The sequence below is a fragment of the Rubricella aquisinus genome (assembly GCF_014199445.1).
Classification (GTDB): domain Bacteria; phylum Pseudomonadota; class Alphaproteobacteria; order Rhodobacterales; family Rhodobacteraceae; genus Rubricella; species Rubricella aquisinus.
On record NZ_JACIJS010000001.1, the window covers coordinates 518,509 to 538,073 of the forward strand.

The 19,565-nt window shown below is 63.3% G+C and carries 21 protein-coding genes; 12 read left to right on the forward strand and 9 right to left on the reverse strand.

The genetic code is table 11. The features are described 5' to 3' along the window. Nucleotides 1–28: 28 nt before the first annotated feature. Together FHS89_RS02435 and FHS89_RS02440 are read left to right on the forward strand one after the other, a co-directional pair. A complete protein-coding gene (locus tag FHS89_RS02435; protein WP_184008094.1) occupies nt 29–1,864 on the forward strand; it encodes an ABC transporter ATP-binding protein in 1,836 nt (611 codons plus the stop codon). A 32-nt stretch (nt 1,865–1,896) separates the two neighbouring features. Next, a complete protein-coding gene (locus tag FHS89_RS02440; RefSeq protein ID WP_184008096.1) occupies nt 1,897–2,658 on the forward strand; it encodes a hypothetical protein in 762 nt (253 codons plus the stop codon). Here the strand turns inward: FHS89_RS02440 and FHS89_RS02445 are convergent. From FHS89_RS02445 to FHS89_RS02460, 4 genes are all read right to left on the reverse strand, one after another. After that, the gene (locus FHS89_RS02445) at nt 2,653–3,237 is read right to left on the reverse strand and encodes a LysE family translocator (protein ID WP_184008098.1); all 585 of its coding nucleotides are present in this window, start codon (nt 3,235–3,237) and stop codon (nt 2,653–2,655) included. The two genes, FHS89_RS02440 and FHS89_RS02445, sit on opposite strands and share 6 nt — an antisense overlap. After that, a complete protein-coding gene (locus tag FHS89_RS02450) occupies nt 3,234–3,842 on the reverse strand; it encodes a LysE family transporter (protein WP_184008100.1) in 609 nt (202 codons plus the stop codon). Before FHS89_RS02450 ends, FHS89_RS02445 begins: the two co-directional genes overlap by 4 nt. 72 nt (nt 3,843–3,914) lie before the next feature. Further along, nucleotides 3,915–5,075: a CCA tRNA nucleotidyltransferase gene (locus tag FHS89_RS02455; protein ID WP_184008102.1), complete on the reverse strand. Its 1,161-nt coding sequence runs from the start codon at nt 5,073–5,075 to the stop codon at nt 3,915–3,917. Then, nucleotides 5,072–5,674 (reverse strand): CoA pyrophosphatase, encoded by a 603-nt coding sequence (locus FHS89_RS02460; protein ID WP_184008104.1) that lies wholly within the window; start codon nt 5,672–5,674, stop codon nt 5,072–5,074. The genes FHS89_RS02455 and FHS89_RS02460 overlap by 4 nt, the downstream gene beginning before the upstream one ends. 54 nt (nt 5,675–5,728) lie before the next feature. Between FHS89_RS02460 and FHS89_RS02465 the strand changes: the two genes are divergently transcribed. Both FHS89_RS02465 and FHS89_RS02470 read left to right on the forward strand, forming a co-directional pair. Further along, the gene (locus FHS89_RS02465) at nt 5,729–6,271 is read left to right on the forward strand and encodes a DUF4329 domain-containing protein (protein WP_184008106.1); all 543 of its coding nucleotides are present in this window, start codon (nt 5,729–5,731) and stop codon (nt 6,269–6,271) included. A gap of 4 nt (nt 6,272–6,275) precedes the next feature. Next, nucleotides 6,276–6,803 (forward strand): DUF4329 domain-containing protein, encoded by a 528-nt coding sequence (locus tag FHS89_RS02470; protein WP_184008108.1) that lies wholly within the window; start codon nt 6,276–6,278, stop codon nt 6,801–6,803. A gap of 9 nt (nt 6,804–6,812) precedes the next feature. Here the strand turns inward: FHS89_RS02470 and FHS89_RS02475 are convergent, their stop codons facing one another. Genes FHS89_RS02475 through FHS89_RS02485 form a run of 3 tightly spaced genes read right to left on the reverse strand, consistent with a single transcriptional unit; the run spans nt 6,813 to nt 9,843 of the window. After that, nucleotides 6,813–7,838 (reverse strand): ABC transporter substrate-binding protein, encoded by a 1,026-nt coding sequence (locus FHS89_RS02475; RefSeq protein ID WP_184008110.1) that lies wholly within the window; start codon nt 7,836–7,838, stop codon nt 6,813–6,815. Beyond that, entirely contained in the window at nt 7,808–9,178 is a 1,371-nt protein-coding gene (locus tag FHS89_RS02480; RefSeq protein WP_184008112.1) for a sensor histidine kinase N-terminal domain-containing protein, read from the reverse strand. The genes FHS89_RS02475 and FHS89_RS02480 overlap by 31 nt, the downstream gene beginning before the upstream one ends. Further along, nucleotides 9,175–9,843, reverse strand: a complete 669-nt coding sequence (locus tag FHS89_RS02485; RefSeq protein WP_184008114.1) for a response regulator — start codon at nt 9,841–9,843, stop codon at nt 9,175–9,177. The genes FHS89_RS02480 and FHS89_RS02485 overlap by 4 nt, the downstream gene beginning before the upstream one ends. Before the next feature lie 101 nt (nt 9,844–9,944). On the opposite strand from FHS89_RS02485, the gene FHS89_RS02490 reads away from it, so the two are divergent. The 6 genes from FHS89_RS02490 to FHS89_RS02515 all read left to right on the forward strand — a co-directional run bounded on the left by FHS89_RS02490 (nt 9,945) and on the right by FHS89_RS02515 (nt 16,069). Next, nucleotides 9,945–10,928 carry a Bug family tripartite tricarboxylate transporter substrate binding protein gene (locus FHS89_RS02490; protein ID WP_184008116.1) on the forward strand — a complete coding sequence of 328 codons (984 nt, stop codon included), beginning with the start codon at nt 9,945–9,947 and terminating at the stop codon, nt 10,926–10,928. Between the two features lie 124 nt (nt 10,929–11,052). Further along, nucleotides 11,053–11,547: a tripartite tricarboxylate transporter TctB family protein gene (locus FHS89_RS02495; protein WP_184008118.1), complete on the forward strand. Its 495-nt coding sequence runs from the start codon at nt 11,053–11,055 to the stop codon at nt 11,545–11,547. 3 nt (nt 11,548–11,550) lie between these two features. Next, nucleotides 11,551–13,074, forward strand: a complete 1,524-nt coding sequence (locus tag FHS89_RS02500; RefSeq protein ID WP_184008120.1) for a tripartite tricarboxylate transporter permease — start codon at nt 11,551–11,553, stop codon at nt 13,072–13,074. Next, nucleotides 13,064–14,272, forward strand: a complete 1,209-nt coding sequence (locus tag FHS89_RS02505) for a CaiB/BaiF CoA transferase family protein (protein ID WP_184008122.1) — start codon at nt 13,064–13,066, stop codon at nt 14,270–14,272. Before FHS89_RS02500 ends, FHS89_RS02505 begins: the two co-directional genes overlap by 11 nt. Beyond that, nucleotides 14,269–15,048, forward strand: coding sequence for a citryl-CoA lyase (locus tag FHS89_RS02510; protein ID WP_184008124.1), 780 nt, complete (start codon nt 14,269–14,271; stop codon nt 15,046–15,048). Before FHS89_RS02505 ends, FHS89_RS02510 begins: the two co-directional genes overlap by 4 nt. Then, the gene (locus FHS89_RS02515) at nt 15,035–16,069 is read left to right on the forward strand and encodes an AbrB family transcriptional regulator (RefSeq protein ID WP_184008126.1); all 1,035 of its coding nucleotides are present in this window, start codon (nt 15,035–15,037) and stop codon (nt 16,067–16,069) included. The genes FHS89_RS02510 and FHS89_RS02515 overlap by 14 nt, the downstream gene beginning before the upstream one ends. A 1-nt stretch (nt 16,070) precedes the next feature. Here the strand turns inward: FHS89_RS02515 and FHS89_RS02520 are convergent, their stop codons facing one another. Beyond that, nucleotides 16,071–16,949 (reverse strand): LysR family transcriptional regulator, encoded by an 879-nt coding sequence (locus FHS89_RS02520; RefSeq protein WP_184008128.1) that lies wholly within the window; start codon nt 16,947–16,949, stop codon nt 16,071–16,073. A 108-nt stretch (nt 16,950–17,057) separates the two neighbouring features. Between FHS89_RS02520 and FHS89_RS02525 the strand changes: the two genes are divergently transcribed. Further along, nucleotides 17,058–17,690 (forward strand): NAD(P)-dependent oxidoreductase, encoded by a 633-nt coding sequence (locus tag FHS89_RS02525; RefSeq protein WP_184008130.1) that lies wholly within the window; start codon nt 17,058–17,060, stop codon nt 17,688–17,690. Here the strand turns inward: FHS89_RS02525 and FHS89_RS02530 are convergent. Continuing rightward, nucleotides 17,687–18,832: an alpha-D-ribose 1-methylphosphonate 5-triphosphate diphosphatase gene (locus FHS89_RS02530; RefSeq protein WP_184008132.1), complete on the reverse strand. Its 1,146-nt coding sequence runs from the start codon at nt 18,830–18,832 to the stop codon at nt 17,687–17,689. The genes FHS89_RS02525 and FHS89_RS02530 overlap by 4 nt on opposite strands. Here FHS89_RS02530 and FHS89_RS02535 point away from each other — a divergent pair. Next, nucleotides 18,831–19,529 (forward strand): DUF1045 domain-containing protein, encoded by a 699-nt coding sequence (locus FHS89_RS02535; protein WP_184008134.1) that lies wholly within the window; start codon nt 18,831–18,833, stop codon nt 19,527–19,529. The genes FHS89_RS02530 and FHS89_RS02535 overlap by 2 nt on opposite strands. Nucleotides 19,530–19,565: the final 36 nt, after the last annotated feature.

The window sequence follows — 19,565 nt, forward strand, 5'->3', positions numbered from 1 at the left end:
TCCGGGCAGGGTGCCTATCTGTCACGGAATGAACAGATCCTTTACCCGCCTTTTCGATCCCTTTGCGAAAACCGATACGCCGCCCCCCGCTGGGCTTGGTCCGTTCCTGAACTGGGCGATCCGGGAGGCATGGCCGGTGGTCGGCGTTGCCGGAGTGCTGGGCCTTGGCGTTGGGCTGACGGAGGCATTTGGCGCATGGCTTTTGGGCTGGATCGTGGATTTCGCCTTGGCGGAGGGGCAGGCGGGCTTTTTCGCGAATAACTGGCCGATGCTTTTGTCGGTCGCCGCGTTTTTCCTTATCCTGCGCCCCGGTTTGATGACGCTGAACGCGGCGGTGAACAACGTGGCGCTGACGCCCAACACGTTCCCGCTTGCCCTGTCGCGGATCACCCGGCACACGATGGGGCAATCGCTGCGGTTCTTTGAAGATGATTTCGCGGGGCGCTTGGCGCAAAAGGCGATCCAGACCTCCCGCGCGATGACCGATATCCTTAACGAAGTCGTCAATTCCATGACCTTTGCCGTTTCGGTCGTGCTTGGCTCCCTCCTTGTGATGGGGCAGGTTGATGGGCGGCTTGCGCTCGTGCTGGCCGTTTGGCTGGGGGTCTATGCCCTGCTCGTCAGCCGCTTTTTACCTCATATCCGAAAACGTAGCCGGGCGCGGGCCGGTGCGCGCGCGGTCGTCAGCGGGCAACTCGTCGATACGATGTCGAACATCGCCACGGTCAAGCTCTTTGCCCGTGTCGGGCAGGAGGAAACCGCCGCTGAGGACGCAATGGAGGTGTACCGCCAGCGCGCGTTGTCCTTCGGCATCCTGTCGGTGACATTCCGCGGCTGTCTGATGCTGCTGGCTGGGGCGCTGCCTGTTCTGCTGATCGGCGGGGCGTTGTGGCTGTGGCAGGCGGGGCAGGCGACGGCGGGCGATATCGCCACTGCTGGGCTTTTGTCCACGCGGATCGCGCAAATGTCCGGTTGGATCAGCTTTGTTGCCATGGGGATTTTCGCAAATCTGGGGGAGATTGAGGACGGCGCGCGCACCCTCTCCCCACCCCATACGCTGACCGATAAGCCGGGTGCCATCGTGCCGGAGCGGGCCACCGGGGCGCTCGACTTCGATCATGTCGCCTTCGGCTATGGTCGGGAGGGCGCGGCGCTCACAGATTTTAACCTGTCGATCCAACCGGGTGAAAAAGTGGCCTTGGTCGGGCGATCCGGCGCGGGGAAATCCACCGCCCTGTCCCTTCTGCTGCGGCTCTATGATGTGGAGGACGGTGCGATCCGCATGGACGGCACGGATATTCGCGACCTGACGCAGGACGGGTTGCGCAGTCAGATCGCTATGGTCCGGCAGGAAACCGCGATGTTCAACCGCTCCGCCCATGACAACATCGCTTATGGCCGACCAAGTGCATCGCGGGAGGACGTGATCGCCGCCGCCCGCCTTGCGCAAGCGCATGAGTTCATCGAGGGGTTGGAGGATATCAACGGGCGCTCCGGCTATGACGCCCATCTCGGGGAGCGGGGCGTGAAGCTGTCCGGCGGGCAGCGTCAACGCATCGCGATTGCACGCGCGATCCTTGCCGATGCGCCGATCCTGCTGCTGGATGAGGCGACCGCCGCACTCGATTCAGAAACCGAAGCCGCCGTGCAGACCGCGCTGGAACGGTTGATGGAGGGTCGCACGGTCATCGCCATCGCGCACCGCCTGTCCACCATCTCTGCGATGGACCGTATCCTTGTGCTGGATGACGGGCGGATCGTGGAGCAGGGCGGGCATGACGATCTGCTGGCGCGGCGGGGGCTTTATGCTGAGTTCTGGTCACGCCAATCGGGCGGATTTCTGCGGACCGAAGCAGCGGAATAGCCAAGCCTTCTGCCCCATGGCAGAGTGCGCCCATGGCCAGCCCGTTCGATCCCAAATCAGCCTCCCTTACGGTCATTGATGGCCCGTCCCCATTCGCCCGCCGCGCGCATATGGAGGCGCTGTTGGATGGTCTGTCCCTGACCGCAGATTTCACCGATGGCGCCACTGGCGCGCATCATGCGGAAGCCTGCGCGCGGGCTCATTTGGGTGCGCTGGGCGGGCCATTGCCTCAGATCGTGCTGGAAAACGATCTGGCGCTCACGGGCGATGGGATCGCCCTGCCGCCGTTGCCCAAGGACGCCGATATCATCTATCTTGGCGTCAGCCCGTTTGGGGCACTGTCGCCTTCGCCCGCGCATCTGGAGCAGGTGGGGCGGCGGGTGATCCATGGCCTGACGCTTGCCAGTGTTCAGGATGCGGATTGGCTGCGCGTGCATTCCATGAGCGGGGCCATCGCGATCCTTTATGTGTCCGAGAGGGGGCGCGCCCGGTGGGCCGATGCCGCGCGGGAGGCAATCGAGACCGGGCTCGCCTTTGACACATGCTGCGCCTATGCGATGCGGGATGTTGTCGTTTATGCCCCGCATTTGCCGGTGTTCTATGAGGCGCGGCACCTTCAGCGGCGGCTCAAACGCGTAACGCCCGCGCAGCGCGAAGCTTGGACCCGCAGGCCGATCCGCCCGGTTGTCGAGGGCGATATCCGGGTCGGGAACCTTGGCTGGGGACGGATCATGGCGCAGGCCGTGCCGGGGGGCAGCGGGCTGGAATGGAAGCTCCTCAGCGGCCCGTCATAGGAAGATCAACGCTGCCGAACAGGCCATCAGGCTCGCCATGACGGTCATGAAAATGCGCCACAGCCGCTCATCCGCCAGAAGCCGACCAAGGAGGTGCCCCGCACTCGACCAGAACAGGCAGACGCACAGATTGATCCCGGCAAAAGCAACGGCCAACGCGGCACCCGCGCCAATCGGCCCCTGATCCGCCACGAACGCGGACGCGGCAAAGGCGACGGCCCAGACCTTTGGATTGACCCATTGGAACAGCACCGCCTCGATGAAGGTGAAAGGCTTATCTCCCGCCTCCTGCCGCTTGGTCCTCGTGGAGCGGAAAAGTTTATAGGCCAGCCACAGGATCCACCCTGCCGCGATGACCTGAAGCACCAGCTTCAGCACGGGCATCGCCTGCAACAACGCACCAAGGCCAAGGCCCGTCAGCCCTGCCGTGACACCCACGCCAACGGCCACGCCCAGCACATGCGGCACCGTTGGCCGAAACCCGAACCGCGCCCCAGAGGCAGTGAGCAGGATCACATTCGGCCCGGGGCTGAACAACCCGGCAAAGACGAACAGCAAAAGTTCAAGCGTCAGGATCATGCCGTCAAATCCGCAAACATCAGGCCATAGACCGTCATCAGGATCAGGGCCGCCATCACGCCGTTAAAGGCGCGCAGCCGGATCGGTGTTGACAAGAACCGTTGCAGGGCCGCGCCAAATCCGGCCCAACCATGGGCCGATGACAACCCGGCCAGCAGATAGGCCCCCGCGCAAAGTGCTGCTTCAAGCAGCGGTGCCGTTCCGGTCACGAAGACCGAGATCACGCTGATCGCCATGATCCATGCTTTCGGATTGATCCATTGAAACGCAGCCGCCTCGATAAAGCGCCATGGCCGCCCTTTGCCCTTTTGGGTGCCGGGGGCGGGGGCGTTGAACACTTTCCACGCGAGCCAGATCAGCAGCGCCGCGCCGATCCAGCGCAGCACCTCCCCGATCAGCGGGACCGCCCGAAAAACCTCACCAAGGCCAAGCGCCGTGGCAAACACCATCACTGGAAAACCAATCGCAACGCCAAGCGCATGGGGGATGGTCGCCCGAAAACCGTAGCGCGCGCCGGATGACGCCAACAGCGCGTTGTTCGGCCCCGGCGTCCATACCGTGCCAAGCGCCAAGGCAAACAGCGCGATCAACGCTTCTGGTGTCACGGAAATCTCCCCGGGTTAGGTCATTGCATTTGACCTTTATCTATGACCTGCACCGTGACCGGGCCAAAGGGGTTAGTCAAGCGGGCGGGAGCCGGTTTCGCCTGTCTGAAACGATGACAGCAGCGCCGCGCGGGAGGGCCGGAAATCCCCGGCGATCCAGGCCTCCTCGATCTCGCGCAGTGCCGTGCCCAGCGCGGGGCCGGGGGCGATCCGGTCCATCAGGTCAGCGGCTGTGACGGGCATTTGAGCCGCTGCCCCGCGCGCAATCTCCGCCTCCAGATCGGGGCGGGTGGCCCGCTTCAGGAGGGCCGCCTCCATCGTTGCGGCGGTTCGGGCGGCAAGCGGGCCGAACCGATAGGCCCGCTCCGCCGGACCTGCCGAACGCGCCAGCGCGGCGCGCATCGCGTCCAACGCCTTGCGATCCTCTTTCGACAGGCGCAACCGCTCCAGGCGTCCGCCCAAAGCAAAAAGCCGCGCCCGCCAGTCCGGCACGGTCTCAGCCTCGCAAAACGCGGGCATCATGCGCTGATCGCATTGCGGCAGCACATGCGCCAACACGCCATCCTCGGCCATTGCCATCAGGGCCGTCAGGGGCGCCGGGGCGGATAGCAGTTTTTGCAGTTCTGCCGTGATCCGCTCTGCCGAGAGGTCGTCAATCCCGCGTGCCAATTTCCGACAGGCGGCGCGCCCCGCCCCATCAGCCTCCCCCGCACCATACCAAGCAAAGAAGCGGTAAAAGCGGAGGATGCGAAGGTGGTCCTCCTCAATGCGGGCCGTGGCATCCCCGATGAAGCGCACCCGCCGCGCGGTCAGATCGGCTAGCCCGCCCAGAGGATCAAGGATCGTGCCATCCGCGCGGGCATAGAGCGCGTTCATCGTGAAATCGCGGCGCTGGGCATCGTCGGTCGTGTCACGACTGAACCGGACCGTGGCGTGCCGCCCATCCGTTTCCACATCCCGCCGGAAGGTCGTCACTTCGAACGCCTGACCATCGGCAAGGATGGTGACTGTGCCATGGTCGATCCCGGTCGGAATGGCGCGCAGGCCCGCGGCCTCAGCGGCGGCGATGACGGTGTCTGGATGGGCATCGGTGGCAATGTCGATATCCGTCGCGACCCCGCCAATCAGCGCATTGCGCACGCAGCCCCCCACGAACAGCGCCTGATGATCCGCAAGGGCGGCCATTACGGCGCGGGTGGCGGGCGCGCTGACCCAATCGGCCGTGATCCTCATGCCAGCCGGTCCGCCAGTTGCCGCAGCATCCGCGCGGTCGCCCCCCAGATGTAATAGGGACCATAGGGTACGACATAGAAATGCCGGTCCACGCCGCGCCAGCGGCGGCGGCGGATATGGAAATGCGACCGGTCCGCGAGAAAGGCGAGCGGTACTTCAAACACTTCCTCCACTTCCCCCGGTTCGGGGATCGGAGCGAATGGCGTGGTCATGGCAAGGATCGGTGTCACCGTGAAGCCCGTCACCGTTTCATGCGGCGGCAACGGCCCGAGGATTTCGACCTGTGCCGGGTCCAGCCCAACCTCCTCGCGCGCTTCGCGCAATGCTGCGGCGGCAGCGTCGGGGTCCGTCGGATCAAGCTTACCCCCCGGAAAGGCGATTTGACCGGGATGGTGGCGCAGGGCAGAGGAGCGGCGCGTCAACACCACGGTCGGCCCGTCCTCCCGCTCCACCACGGCGATCAGAACCGCTGCTGCCCGCAGCTTTCGCCCTTTGGGCAGCATGTCCAGCACGTCCGGGTTCAGATCATAGTCCGAGGACGGATGCGTATCGACCCGCAAGGCGGCGGTCAGGCGCGCTTTATCGAAATGGTTCTCCATTCTTCTCACATGGCCTAAGCTGCCCCTTGGAACAAGGCCAGAGGCGGGTAACTAATGATAAGAGTATTCCTAGGCGCAGCCCTTCTGTTTGCCACGGCGGCATGGGCGCAGGACGATGATGCGGAATTTCTGGCGATCCAGCATGACCTTGCCACCGAAATACTGAACGACCTGCAACCCGCCAGTTTTGCCGAGAATGTGGAGTTTTGCGGCTATATCGGGTTTGAGGGGGACAGCGAGTACCTCTCCATCACGGAAATCGGGCGCGGGGATGCGACATCCTGCGAATTACCCGAATTGCCCGATGATTTTGAGCCAACGGCCTCTTTCCACACCCATGCCGCGTTTGACCCCGATCAGGAAAGCGAGGTGCCTTCGATCGACGATATGATCGGGGATCTGGAATTTGGCGTCGATGGCTATATCGCCACGCCGGGCGGGCGGTTGTGGTTTCTCGATGTGGTGGAGGAGCGGGCAAAGCTGTTATGCGGCCCCTATTGCATGCTGACCGATCCCAATCATGACGAGGATGTCTATTACGGGCTCCGGGACAGCTTCACCCTGCCCGAACTCTACCGCTTTTTTGATGAGGAGTGAGCGGATGCGTTACGCGATCTTGGTGCTCATCGCGCTGGCCTGTGCCTCACCGGCGGCGGCGCAGCTATCGGGGGATGTGAAAGTGTTGCACCGCATGGCGCTGAAAATCCTCAACCAGTTGCAAAAGTCATCCTTCGCGCAGAACCGCGAATTATGCGGCGTGTTCTACAAGCGGTCGGATGGGCATATCTATGCCTCCCGCGTTGTGACCGGGATGGAGGCCACCTGTGCCCCGCCGCGGGAGGTTGCCCCGGGCAGCGAAGTGATTGCGACGTTCCACACCCATGGGCCGCATTCGCCCTCCTATGATGCCGAAGTGCCGTCCTTGCAGGATCTGCAAGGGGATATTGCAGGCGGGACGTATGGGTATGTTTCCACGCCGGGGGGGCGGGTTTGGTTCATTCATCCCATTCGGGAAACGGCGGAATTGTTGTGTGATGTGGGCTGCGTTCATGCCGACCCCCGCTATGATCCGCGCGACACCCGGCAGATCGCGCGCCGCTATTCGGTGGGTAAGCTGGCGGCGCGGTGACGGGCCGCGCTATCGCTGCTCCATCGCGTCCTCCCATTCGGTCAGGAAGGTGCGCCGATTGAGCGGATCAAGATACACCATCAACGCGGGGCCAAGCCGGATCGGCCCATATTCCGGCGCCTCCCCCGGCCCGGCGGAATTGAGCGGCGGCAGGGGCCATTGCCCGGCATCCTCTCGCAGACCAAGCCGCGCGAGCATGTCGATCAGCGCGCCAGCCGCCTCCCGTTCCGTCGCGGTTTTGGGGATGATTGCGGTGCGCAGCATGACATTCGCGAAATCCTGCATCCTGAGGATCTGCACCCGCCCGCCACTGTCGCGCGCCATCCGCTCCGCCGCATAAGAGCCGAGCACGTTATAGGCCAGCGCCAGCCGCCCCTCCGTCACGTCGTCGATCATCTGGCCCGAGCAGCAGTAAAGCTGTGGATCAAGCCGGCCCATCACTTCCGACAGCCGCCAAAACGCATCGGTCGAGCGGGATTCTTGGGTGGCGAACAGATAGCCAAGCCCGCTTTCGCGCACGTCATAGGTGCCGACTGCCCCCGCGAAGTCCGCTGCATTCTCACGCAAAAGCGTGATGAGTTCCTGACGGGTTGTCGGGATCTCCAGCCCCTCGAACCGATCTGTCGAGAGCACCACCACCGCTGGCTCGGCAGTGAAGGCAAACACCAGATCGCGCCACCGCGCCCAATCCGGCAGCGCCTGCGTGTCGTCCGACCGATAGCTTTGCGCAAACCCATCATTGGCCAGCCGAAACTGAAGGTCCATCGCAGAGGACAGCGCAAGGTCAAAGGACGCGCCATCGGTGATTGCGCGGTGTAACTCAGCCGAGGACACGACGGAATAGTCGATGGTGACGGCGGGTTGCTCCGCCTGAAACGCCAGCAGATACGGCTCAAACACCTCAAGATCGGCGGTCGACAGAATGCGCAACGTCACATCTCCCGTGCCGGGGTAAAGCCGGTGATCCTCAATCGTCAGCGCATGGGCCATGGTGGCCCAAAGGGTCAGGATAATGGCAAGACCAGCGTGATACATGCGCCGCGTTCTCCTTCTCTTGTGTGGAGTTCGAGCCGCCCGCCATGCGCGGACAACACATCCTCAACGATTGTCAGGCCAAGGCCGGAGCCGACGATATCGCCCGTATTGCTGCCCCGGCGGAACCGTTCGGTCAGCGCGCGCACCGGCCCATCGCCAAGGCCGGGGCCTTCATCTGTGACGGTGATCCGCACCTCGCGCCCCTCTGTCGTGATGGCAAGCACCACCTCGGTATCCTCGGGCGAGTATTTGATCGCATTGTCCAGAACGTTGCGCAGCGCGTTGTCCAACAACACCGGATCGCCCATGATCTGCGCGGGCATGGTGTTGCGCGTGAGCGTGATGTCTTTCATCGCTGCCGTGGGTTCAAGTGCGGCACTGGTCTGCTCCACGAGGGTCGCCAGATCGACGGGCGCGCGCGTGAGATCATCCGCCCGGTAGGTCACCGTCGCATGATCAAGGAGTTGCCCCGCCGAGCGGGAGCTTTCATCGACCGCCCGGATGATCCCGCGCAACCTGCGCTTTTCCGCTTCATCCTCGACGGAGCGGAGCGCGATTTCCGCCTGAGTGCGGACCACGGCCAATGGCGTGCGCACCCGGTGGGCGGCTTCGGCGATGAAATCCTCTGACCGGCGGATGGACTGGCCAAGCCGCTCCATCAACCGGTTGAGTGATGTCATCAAGGGGGCCAATTCGGCGGGCGCGTCCCGCTTGAGGGGCCGCAGATCGGATGGCCCGCGCCGGGACACGGCCGCCGCGATCTCGTTCAATGGCCTGAGGGAGGCGCGCGCGGCAAAGAAGGACAGGATCACCGCCACCCCGAAAAACGCGACCGCCATGACCGCCGCGAGCCGCGACAACTCAGCAGAAATCGTGCTGACCCCATTGCCGGTCTGCGCCATGGTCACCGTCACAGGCAGCGGCTGCGCCCCCGCCAGCACCAGCCGGGAGACGGACGCCATGCGGATCGTCTCCCCGCTATAGGTGCCGGTGTCAAACCGCACCTGCCCCGGTGGGGGCGGATCCGACAGAGCGGGCAGATCGGCATATCCGGTCAGCAATTCGTCACCCGCCATGACGCGGTAAAACACCCGGTCCTCACCAATCGCGCCCAGCATGGCAAAGGCGGAATAGGGCAGTTCCAGCCGCACCTCCCCCTGCTCAGAGCGGAGGGTTTCCGCAATCGCGGTTGCCGATGCGGCAAGCACGTTATCCTGTGTCCGCTCGGCGGCTTCCCGTGCGAGCCCGGTGACCATCCACCAACTGAGCACCGACAAAAGGGCTGCGACACCGGCAAGCAGGAACGTCAATCGACGCCCGATGGAGCCAGTGCCGATCACGGCTGGGATGTCTCCATCCGGTAGCCCAGCCCGCGCACCGTTTCGATGCGCACACCGCTGCCTTCGATCCGGCGGCGCAGGCGCCCGACATATACCTCGATGGCGTTCTCCGTCACTTCGGCATCATAGGAAAACATCCGGTCCATCAGGTGGCTCTTGGACAGGATTTGTCCCTGATGCCGGGCGAACACCTCAAGAAGCCGGATTTCCCGGTTGCGCAGGTCGATGGTTTGGCTGCCGTGGCGGAGCGTCCCCGCCAGAGGATCGAAAACCGCCTGCCCAAGCGCGATGTCATTTCGCGCAACACCGCCCCTTCGCCGCAGCACTGCACGGCAGCGGGCCTCTAGCTCGGAAAAATCGAACGGTTTGGTGATGTAGTCATCGGCCCCCTGATCCAGCGCGCCGACACGGTCCGACACATGCGACCGGGCGGTGAGCACGATCACCGGGGTTTCAAGATGCGCACGGCTGCGCGCCAGAAACTCCCGCCCATCCCCATCGGGCAACATCACGTCCAAGAGGATCAGATCGTATTTCGCGGATGCAAGGCAATCCTCCGCATCCGCCAGGCAGGCCGCATGATCGACAGCGTGCCCATCCAGCACCAGCCGACTGACCACCGCGTCCGCCAATTCGACGTTATCCTCCACTAAAAGGTATCGCACCCGTTTCCCCCGATTGTCCCGTGTCAGGCTTCTGTCAGCTTTGTGTGGTGATCTACGACCATGGGCGGCAGACGATCGCCTGTCAAATGGGAGGATACAGTATGAAAATGACCATGACTCGCCGCGCCGTGATGGCGGCGGCGGCAACCGTAATCGCGCTTTCCGGGGCTGGCCATGCCGGGGGCCATCAGGTGCTCGACCAATTGCATTTCGTGATTCCGGGCGGCGCTGGCGGCGGCTGGGACGGCACGGCGCGTGGCACGGGTGAGGCGCTGACCGGCGCTGGGCTTGTCGGATCGGCAAGCTATGAGAACATGTCCGGCGGCGGCGGCGGTAAGGCGATTGCCTATATGATCGAAAACGCCGAGAGCCTCGATAACACGTTGATGGTGAATTCCACCCCGATCGTGATCCGCTCCCTGACCGGGGTGTTCCCGCAAAGCTTCCGGGATTTGACCTTGGTTGCGGGCACCATCGGGGATTACGCGGCGCTCGTGGTGCCGGCAGACAGTTCCGTTGCCGATATGGCGGGCCTGCTGGACGCCTATCGCGCGCAGGGACCGGATTTCGCAGTGGGCGGCGGTTCCGTCCCCGGTGGGATGGACCACCTTGTCGCCGCGATGGTGATGCAGGCGGCGGGCGAAGACCCGATTGCCGTGAACTACATCCCCTATGACGCGGGTGGTGAGGCAATGGCCGGGCTTCTGTCCGGTGAGATCGACGCGCTGTCCACCGGCTTCTCCGAAGCCATCGCATTGGCTGAGCAGGGCGAGGTTCGCATCCTTGGCGTGACCGCGCCCGAGCGTGTGCCTGCCTATGACGCTGCCCCGACCTTCATGGAGCAGGGCATTGACACGACCTTTGTGAACTGGCGCGGGTTCTTTGCCGCACCGGGCACCTCTGATGAGAAGGTCGCGCAATACATCGCTGCCCTTGAGGCGATGTATGACACCGAAGCTTGGGAAGTTGTCCGCGCCCGCAACGGCTGGGTGAACATCTGGAACCCCGGTGATGATTTCCGTGCCTTCCTTGAAGCGCAGGAAACCGAAATCGGTGATCTGATGCGCACTTTGGGCTTCCTCTAAGAGGACGACCTTTCGCACCCGGCGCCACAACGCCACGCATAAGGCGCGCCGGGTGCCCTTTCAGGCATCGCCCATCCGTGGGCGGTGCCATGAGATCAGCCTTTATCCTGGGGAGGACACCGCCATGGCGCTTGACCGCTGGCTGGCACTTATCTTTATCGCGTTCTGTTGCGCCTATGGCTATCTGGCCTTTTTCACGATGGATCAGCTTTTGCCGCCTTTCATGCAGCGCAATCCGGTGTGGCCGTCCACCTTCCCGAAAATCCTGTCGGTGTTGGGCGTGGTCGTCGGGCTGATCGTTGTGCTCGGGCTTGAGAAACCGACCGAACAGGGAGAGCCATCCGCGACGGATATCAACCTCAGCCGGTTGCACGAATACAAGCTCGGTCAGGCGGTGATGCTGCTCGCGCTGATGGTGGCCTATGCGCTGGCGCTGCGGCCCATCGGATTTTTGCTTGCCACGACGCTGTTCCTTGCGGGTGGCAGTGCCATTCTGGGGGAGCGTAAGTGGTACATCATGATCCCCGTCTCCGTGCTGGCGGCGGGCTGTGTCTGGTATCTCGTGCAGGAGGTGCTTGGCATTTTCCTGCGGCCTTATCCGTTCTTCATGGGGAATTAAGCGATGCTTGAAGGTATTATGATTGGCCTGACGGCCGCGTTCTCTCTCCAGAACCTGTTGATGGTTGTTGCCGGGTGCCTGATCGGCACGTTTATCGGGATGCTGCCGGGGCTGGGGCCGATGTCGATCATCGCGATCATGATCCCGGTCGCGATCACGCTGGGCGATCCGACCGCCGCGCTGATCCTATTGGCCGGTGTCTATTACGGTGCGATCTTTGGCGGGTCCACGTCCTCCATCCTCCTGAACGCCCCCGGTGTAGCCGGTACGGTCGCGACCAGTTTCGACGGCTATCCGATGGCGCGCAAAGGGCAGGCTGGGAAGGCGCTGACCATCGCCGCCGTGGCCAGCTTTGCCGGGGGGACAATCGGGGCGATCCTGTTGATGATCTTTGCCCCGGCGCTGTCCTCTGTCGCGCTGCTGTTCCATTCGGCGGAGTATTTCGCGCTGATGGTGGTGGGCCTGTCGGCCATCGCCGCGTTTGCCGGCACGGGGCAGGTGGCCAAGGCGCTGATGATGACCATCCTTGGCCTGATCCTCGCCACGGTGGGGGAAGGCGCGCTGTTCAACATGCCCCGCTTCACCCTTGGGATGATGGATTTGCAATCGGGTATTTCCTTCATCACGCTCGCCATGGCGATGTTTGCACTGCCGGAGGCGCTGATGCTGGTGCTCAATCCCGCGCGGGGGTCGAATGCCGATGGCAGCTCGTCGAACAAGATCACCAATCTGCGCTTCTCCCGCGAGGAAGCCAAAGCGATGGCGCCCGTGATCGGGCGGCAATCCGTGCAGGGCTTTTTCATCGGGGTGCTGCCGGGGGCCGGGGCGACGATTGCCTCCTTCCTTGGCTACGCGGTGGAGCGCAACATCGCCAAGGGGGAGGAGCAGGCGGAATTCGGTAAAGGCTCGGTCAAGGGGCTTGCCGCCCCTGAAAGTGCGAATAATGCCGCCTGTACCGGCTCTTTCGTGCCGCTTTTGACGCTTGGCATTCCCGGCTCGGGCACCACGGCGATCCTTTTGGGCGCGCTGATCGCGCTCAACGTGACACCCGGCCCGCGCCTGATGACGGACACGCCAGAGGTATTCTGGGCTGTCATCATCTCCATGTTCATCGGCAACCTTGTGCTGTTGATCCTGAACCTGCCGCTGATCCCCTATATCGCCAAGGTTCTGGCCATTCCGCGCAATTACCTGATCCCCTTCATCCTCTTTTTCACGCTGATGGGGGCCTATATCGGGCAGAACAACGCGACCGAACTTTTGATGCTGGTCGGTCTGGGTGTGATGGCGACGATCCTGCGGTTTGCGGATTATCCTCTGGCACCGCTCCTGATCGGCTTCATCCTTGGCACCATGCTGGAGGACAACTTCGCCCGGTCGATGCAGCTTTACCGTGGGCTTGATTTCATTATCGAGCGGCCGATGACGCTGGGCCTGTTGGTGCTGGCGCTGGTTCTGGTGTTGCTGCCCAGCTTCCGGGCGCGGCGTGCGCGCAAGCGGGCAGAGGGCGTGGCGGATGGGGACTGAGCCGCGCCCCGCGCCGCTGGCCGGAATCCGCGTTCTTGACCTGACCAATGTGCTCGCAGGCCCGTTCGCCTGTCACCAGCTTGTCCATCTGGGCGCTGAGGTGATCAAGGTGGAGGCCGTGGGGTGCGGTGATCTGGCGCGCAACCTTGGTGCCGATCCGGCCCTGTCGGCCAAGGGGATGGGGATCAGCTTTCTGGCGCAGAATGCCGGGAAAGCGTCCCTCACCCTTAATCTGAAAGACCCACGGGGAAAGGCGCTCTTGAAACGGTTGGTGGAGACCGCCGATGTGCTGGTAGAGAATTTCCGCCCCGGCGTGATGGATCGGCTCGGCCTCGGTTACGACGTGCTCAAGGCGGTGAAACCCGATCTCGTCTATTGTGCGATTTCGGGTTTCGGCCAAAGCGGCCCGTGGAAAGACCGCCCGGCCTATGACCAGATCGTGCAAGGCGTGTCCGGCGTCATGTCCATCACCGGGAGCGCGGACAGCGCCCCGTTGCGCGTTGGCTATCCTTTGGCCGACACGATCGGCGGATTGACCGCGGCCATGGCGATCAGCGCCGCCCTGAATGCCAAACCGCGCGGGACATTCATCGACGTCTCGATGCTGGAGGCGGTTTTGGCGACGATGGGATGGGTCGTGTCCAACCACCTTGTGGGCGGGGTAGCGCCGCGCGCCAATGGCAACGAAAATCCCACATCCGCCCCCTCTGGCGCGTTCCAATGCGCAGATGGGCTGATCAACATTGCCGCCAACAAGAATGAGCAATGGCAGCTTTTGGCGACGCATCTGAACCGGGCGGACCTCCTGACCCGCCCCGAATTTGCGACCCGGCAGGACCGTATCGCCCATCGCCTGCCCCTAAAGGCAGAGCTTGAAACGGTATTGACCACGCGGCCCGCGCGCGACTGGGCGCGGGAGTTGAATGCGCTTGGCGTGCCCGCTGGTGCCGTGATGACCGTGCCGGAGGTCTTGGCCCATCCGCAGATCACGGGGCGGGATTTTGTCCGTCGATTTGAGGATGTGCCGGGCGTGGCGCGTGATATTGATCTTGTGTCCATCGGTGCGATGCTTGACGGGCAGCGCCCCGCCGTGGACGCGCCACCCCCTGAACTGGGACAGGACACCGCGCGCCTGCTCGCAACGCTGGGCGTGACGGAAGATGAGCGCCAGACCCTGGCAGATGAAGGTGTGATATGACGGTCCGAAACGATGTATCCGACTGGTGGCGCACCCGCATCATCGACATGGAGCCGGGTCGGATCCATCTGCGCGGAAAACCCGTGCAGGATTTGATCGGGAACACTGGTTTTGCGGAAATGATCTGGCTCCTCGTGATGGGGGAGGAGATTTCTGGCCCGCGGGCGGCCCTGTTTGAGGCCGCTCTCGTGTCTGCCGTAGATCATGGCCCGCAAGCGCCCTCCATCGGTGCAGCGCGGATGGCAGCGACCTGCGGGATTGGGTTGCAATCGGTGATGGCCACGGGGCTGAACATGCTCGGTGACGTGCATGGCGGCGCGGGGGAGCAGGCGATCACGCTCTACCGCCAATGCGAGGCCGCCGGGCCGGATGGGCTTCCGCCCACGCTTAACGCATGGCGTGCCGATCATGGCCGTTTCATCCCCGGTTTTGGCCACCGGTTTCACAAACCCGTTGATCCCCGCGCCCCGCGCCTGCTTGCGCTCGTTGATGCGGCGGCGGAGGCTGGTGCGGTGTCGGGTGCCTATGCCGGGATCGGACGTGCGATAGAGAGCCACCTTGCCAAAGAACGCGGCAAACCGGTGCCGATGAATATCGACGGGGCCACGGCGGTGATCTATGCCGAGTTGGGCTGCCCTGCCCCATTGGCACGCGGCTTTTTCGGATTGTCCCGCTCTGTCGGTATTCTGGCCCATGGATGGGAACAGATGGAGCAGGGGGGCCGCAACAAGGGGCCAACCCCACCAGAGTATAGATGGACCTATGACGGCGATTGAAACGATGTGGCGGGAGACGGTCCCGACGCTGCTGATCGGTGCGGCGGGGGCCGCTCTGTTTTGGCTGATCGGCTTTCCTGTCGCTGTGCTGACCGGGCCTGCGGTGGCAGTGTCGGTCGCGTCGCTCTTGGGCCTGCGCATGTCCCTGCCACCCTTGCTGCGTGACACGGTTTTTCTGGTGCTGGGCGTGCAGATCGGCAGCACGGTCACGCCGGAGGTGATCTCCACTGCGCTGACATGGCCATTATCGCTGGCCGTTTTGTCCGTCTCGCTCATTTTTGTGCTGCTGATCGGCAAGGCGGTTTTGATGCGGGGCTTTGGCTATGACCGGATGACGGCCCTGCTTGCCGCAACGCCGGGGCATCTGAGCTATGTGCTGGGCCTGTCGGCGGAGGTGCGGGCGGATGTGCCGAAACTGGCGCTTGTGCAGACGATGCGCGTGCTGATGCTGACGGTCTGCGTACCGGTTCTGATCGCGTTTTGGGGGGTGGAGGGCACGGCGACCCTTGCCGATCAGCAGACCATCTTGCCGCTGACGCTTCTCATGGTGTTTCCGGTCGCGTTGGCGCTTGGGCTGGTGTTCAAGCGGTTGGGAATTCCCGCGCCGATCCTGCTGGGCGCGATGTTTGTGTCGGCAGTGGGGCATGGTGCCGATCTGACGCCCGGCGTGATGCCATCTTGGCTGACCCTGACGGCATTCGTGGCGATGGGCACGCTCATCGGCACACGGTTTCACGGGATTGAGCGCAAAGGGCTTGGTCAGGCGTTTCTCGCGGGGATCGTCACCACGGTTGTGGCCTGTCTGGTGGCGGCGGTGGGGGCGTGGCTCGCCGCCGGACTGGTCGGGTTGCCCCCTGCGGTGCTGCTGTTGGCCTTTGCCCCCGGTGGGGTCGAGGTGATGGCCGCGATTGCCGTGGAAACCGGGCTGGAGCCCGCATTTGTCGCCGCTCACCATGTGTTTCGTCTGATCGTGCTGAGCCTGCTGCTGCCGCTCATCATCGTGCGCGCCAGATCGGCCTAACCTAAAGATGCGCGGCCAGATGATCGAAAACCAACCTGATCCGGCGGCTGGTGCGCAATTCGGTATGAGTGACAAGCCATGTCGGCACGGTGAACGGCTCTGCCTCTGAGAAAACGCCCGTGAGGTCGGGCATTTCTGCGGCGACCCGTTTGGGCAGGATGATCATGCCCATGCCGCGCCGCGCCATTTCACAGGCGACGCATTGGGAGGATGTGGACAGACGAAACTGGTCCGCGCTGACGGCAAATCCGGCTGGGCTGAGATAGCCGATCATCTGATCCACTTCGGCATAGCTGATGATGTGATGCCCGGACAGGTCCGTCATCTCGGGTATCCCGCACCGATCAAGGTATGGCGCGCTGGCATAAAACCGCATTTCCAGATCGCGCAAGCGCCGCGCGATCAGGTTCGGTTGCTCGGGGCGGCTGTGGCGGATGGCGATATCTGCTTCGCGCCGGGTGAGATCCCGGACCGAGTTGTCGGTGACAAGCTCCACCTTCAGGCGCGGGGCGATCTCCGCCATGGTGCCTAGGATGGGTGGTAGGATATAGGCCGACATCACTTCGGATGCGGTGACCCTGACTTGCCCCTCAATGGATTGGGACTGGCCCGATGCCGCAAGCGCGACCATATCCGCCCCCGCCGCCATCGTTCGGACATGGTCCAACAGCTCAACCCCTGCTGCCGTCAGGTGAACCGCCCGTCCCGTCCGCTCAAACAATGTGATGTCGAGCGCCTCCTCCAAAGCTGAAATCTGGCGGCTGACCGTTGGCTGCGTCTGACCAAGCACACGCGCCGCGGCGGATAGGGAGCCTTCGTCGACCACGGCGACAAAGGCTTTTGCATGGTTCCAGTCGAAGGACATGACCGCTCCAGTCATCGGTTTATGTATGCTCATCCTGCAAATTCCCTCAATTTACCAGCGAAAAACGCATGGATACACCATGGATGCGGGCAAAAACCCGGTAAGCTGCAAGGGGCTGCGATGATGATGGACGGAACGAAGCATGTGCTGGTGTTGGGTGCGAATGGGCAGACGGGCGCGCATGTGGTCGACTACGCGCTGGACGCCGGGGCGCGGGTAACGGCGGTTGTGCGGTCGCACGCAAAACAGCCAGCGACACACCATCCGCGCCTGACCGTACGGGTCGGTGATCCCTGCGATCCCGCGTTTCTGGCCGAAGTCGCACAGGGGCATGACGTCATCATTTCCACGCTTGGGGGGCGTCGCCCGACGCAAAAGGCGCTTTCGGTATATCCGCGATCCGCGCGGTCGATCATTCGGGCGGTCGAAGGGGCTGGGATCAGCACCGTCATTGTCACCTCAAGTGCGCTGCTGTTTCCGCCCGCGCGCCTTCTCGATCGGGTGTTGCGGACGCTTGTGTTTCGCGTGGTGCAAAATGCGGCGCGGATGGAGCAATCCTTGTCCACTTGCCCCTGCACCGTGATTGTCGCCCGGTGCGGCTTCCTCAATGATTTGGATGAGCGGCCCTATCGCACGTCAAAAGACGCGCTGCCCCCCAACGGATCAACCATCAGCCGCAAGACCCTTGCCCGATTTCTGGTGGAGCGCGGCCTTGCTCCCTCGCCGGTATCGGGCGTGTTTGGCGTCGCGAATTAGGCGACCTTGTGCCCGTCCACCCACACGCCGCGCGGCACGGGAACGTCGCCCATCAGCCGGAAGCGCAGCAGATCGGCGCGCTGGCCGATGGCCAATGTCGCACGGTCCGTGAGGCCCGCGGCCTCCGCCGGAGCATGGGTCACGGTGCCGATCCCGCGCGCCATATCCCCCCATGCCTGCCCCAACATAACCGCACCGAGCAACAGAGAGGACGGAACATAATCGGACGACAGGATATCGAGCAGACCGCGCTCCGCCAAATCCATCGCGGCCACATTGCCTGAATGGGAGCCGCCGCGCACAAGGTTCGGACCCCCCATGATGATGGCGATCCCGGCCTCGCGGCAGGCCTCCGCCGCCTCAATCGTTGTGGGGAACTCCGCAAGTCGAATGCCCTGATCGCGGGACGTCGAGACCTGCGCGCGCGTCGTGTCGTCATGGCTTGCAAGCGTCGCGCCGAACCGCTGCGCCGCGTTGATCGCGGCGGCCTCATGCGCCGCACCGACACGGGCGCGCAGGTCGATCAGAAAGGCGCAATAGGGATCAAATTCCGCCTTGGGCATGTTGTGCTTGCCGCAGACATATTCCTCAAATTTGGAGATATCGCGAAATTGCCGTTGGCCGGGTGTGTGATCCATCAGCGACAGGATGCCGATGTCATCCTCTGGCCCGAATTCCGCCAACTCCTCCGGCAGCGTTTCCGAGCATATTTCTGCCCGCAGGTGCAAATGATGCGTGATCTTGAAGGCGCCCGCACGGCGCATCTGCGCGATCTGATCAGCAATTTCGCGCGCATATTTGCCGTAGTGCCTTGTGGCCCGATCACTGATGGAGCCGACGCGGATCGCGTCATAAACCGAAGTAATGCCGACACTGGCCAATTCCGCGTCATGCGCCGCGATGGCGGGCAGGTGCGGCCAGTGCACGCCGGGGCGTGGGCGCAGATGTCGCTCCAGCGTGTCGGTGTGCAACTCGATCAGACCCGGACAGAGGAAATCCCCGTCACAATCCACCGCCCCGGCAGGCACGGAGCCGCCCTGATCAAGTGCGGTGATCCGACCCCCCTCAACCCGGATGGAGCCGTGCACAACCTCATCGCGCAACACAAGTCGCGCATTGGCGAAGGTTTCAGGCTCTGACATGCTGCGCTCCGTAACCAGTGAGGGGGTCTTTGTGCGTTATACCCGCTATGCCGTCTATGTCATGCCAGAACCAGCCGAATTCGCAGCCGCGGGGGCGGCGTGGCTGGGCTGGGACGCCCGCGCCGGGCGGGATGTCGCTCAACCAGATGTGCCCCAGATTTCCGATATCACGGCGCGGCCCCGGAAATATGGGTTTCACGCGACGATCAAGGCACCGTTTCGCCTTGCCGATCCGTATGATGAGGCCGATCTGCGCGCGGCCCTCACCCGGTTTTGTGCCGGGAGGACGCCTGTCGCCTTTGATATCGGGATTGCGCGGATCGGGAATTTTTTCGCCTTCACACCTCAGCAGGAGGAACCCGATCTGAGCGACATGGCGGCGGATACGGTGCGTCACCTCGACAAATTTCGCGCCCCCCTGACGGACGAAGATCGCGCCCGCCGTCGCCCGGATCGGCTCAGCCCTGCCTTGCGCCAGAACCTTGAGCAATGGGGATACCCGCATGTTTTGGAGGCGTTCCGGTTCCACATCACGCTGACCGGGCCGGTATCGGATAATCGTCATTTGACGGCTTTACAGACGCATTTTGCCGAAAAAACCCCGAAAACCCTTAAAGTTTCGAGCCTCAGCCTCATGGGTGAGCGACCCGATGGGAGATTTGTCGAATGTCTTAGATGCAACTTCCGTCACGAATGATGCTCACGTTTTCTTGATTGACGACAAATTTGTCTA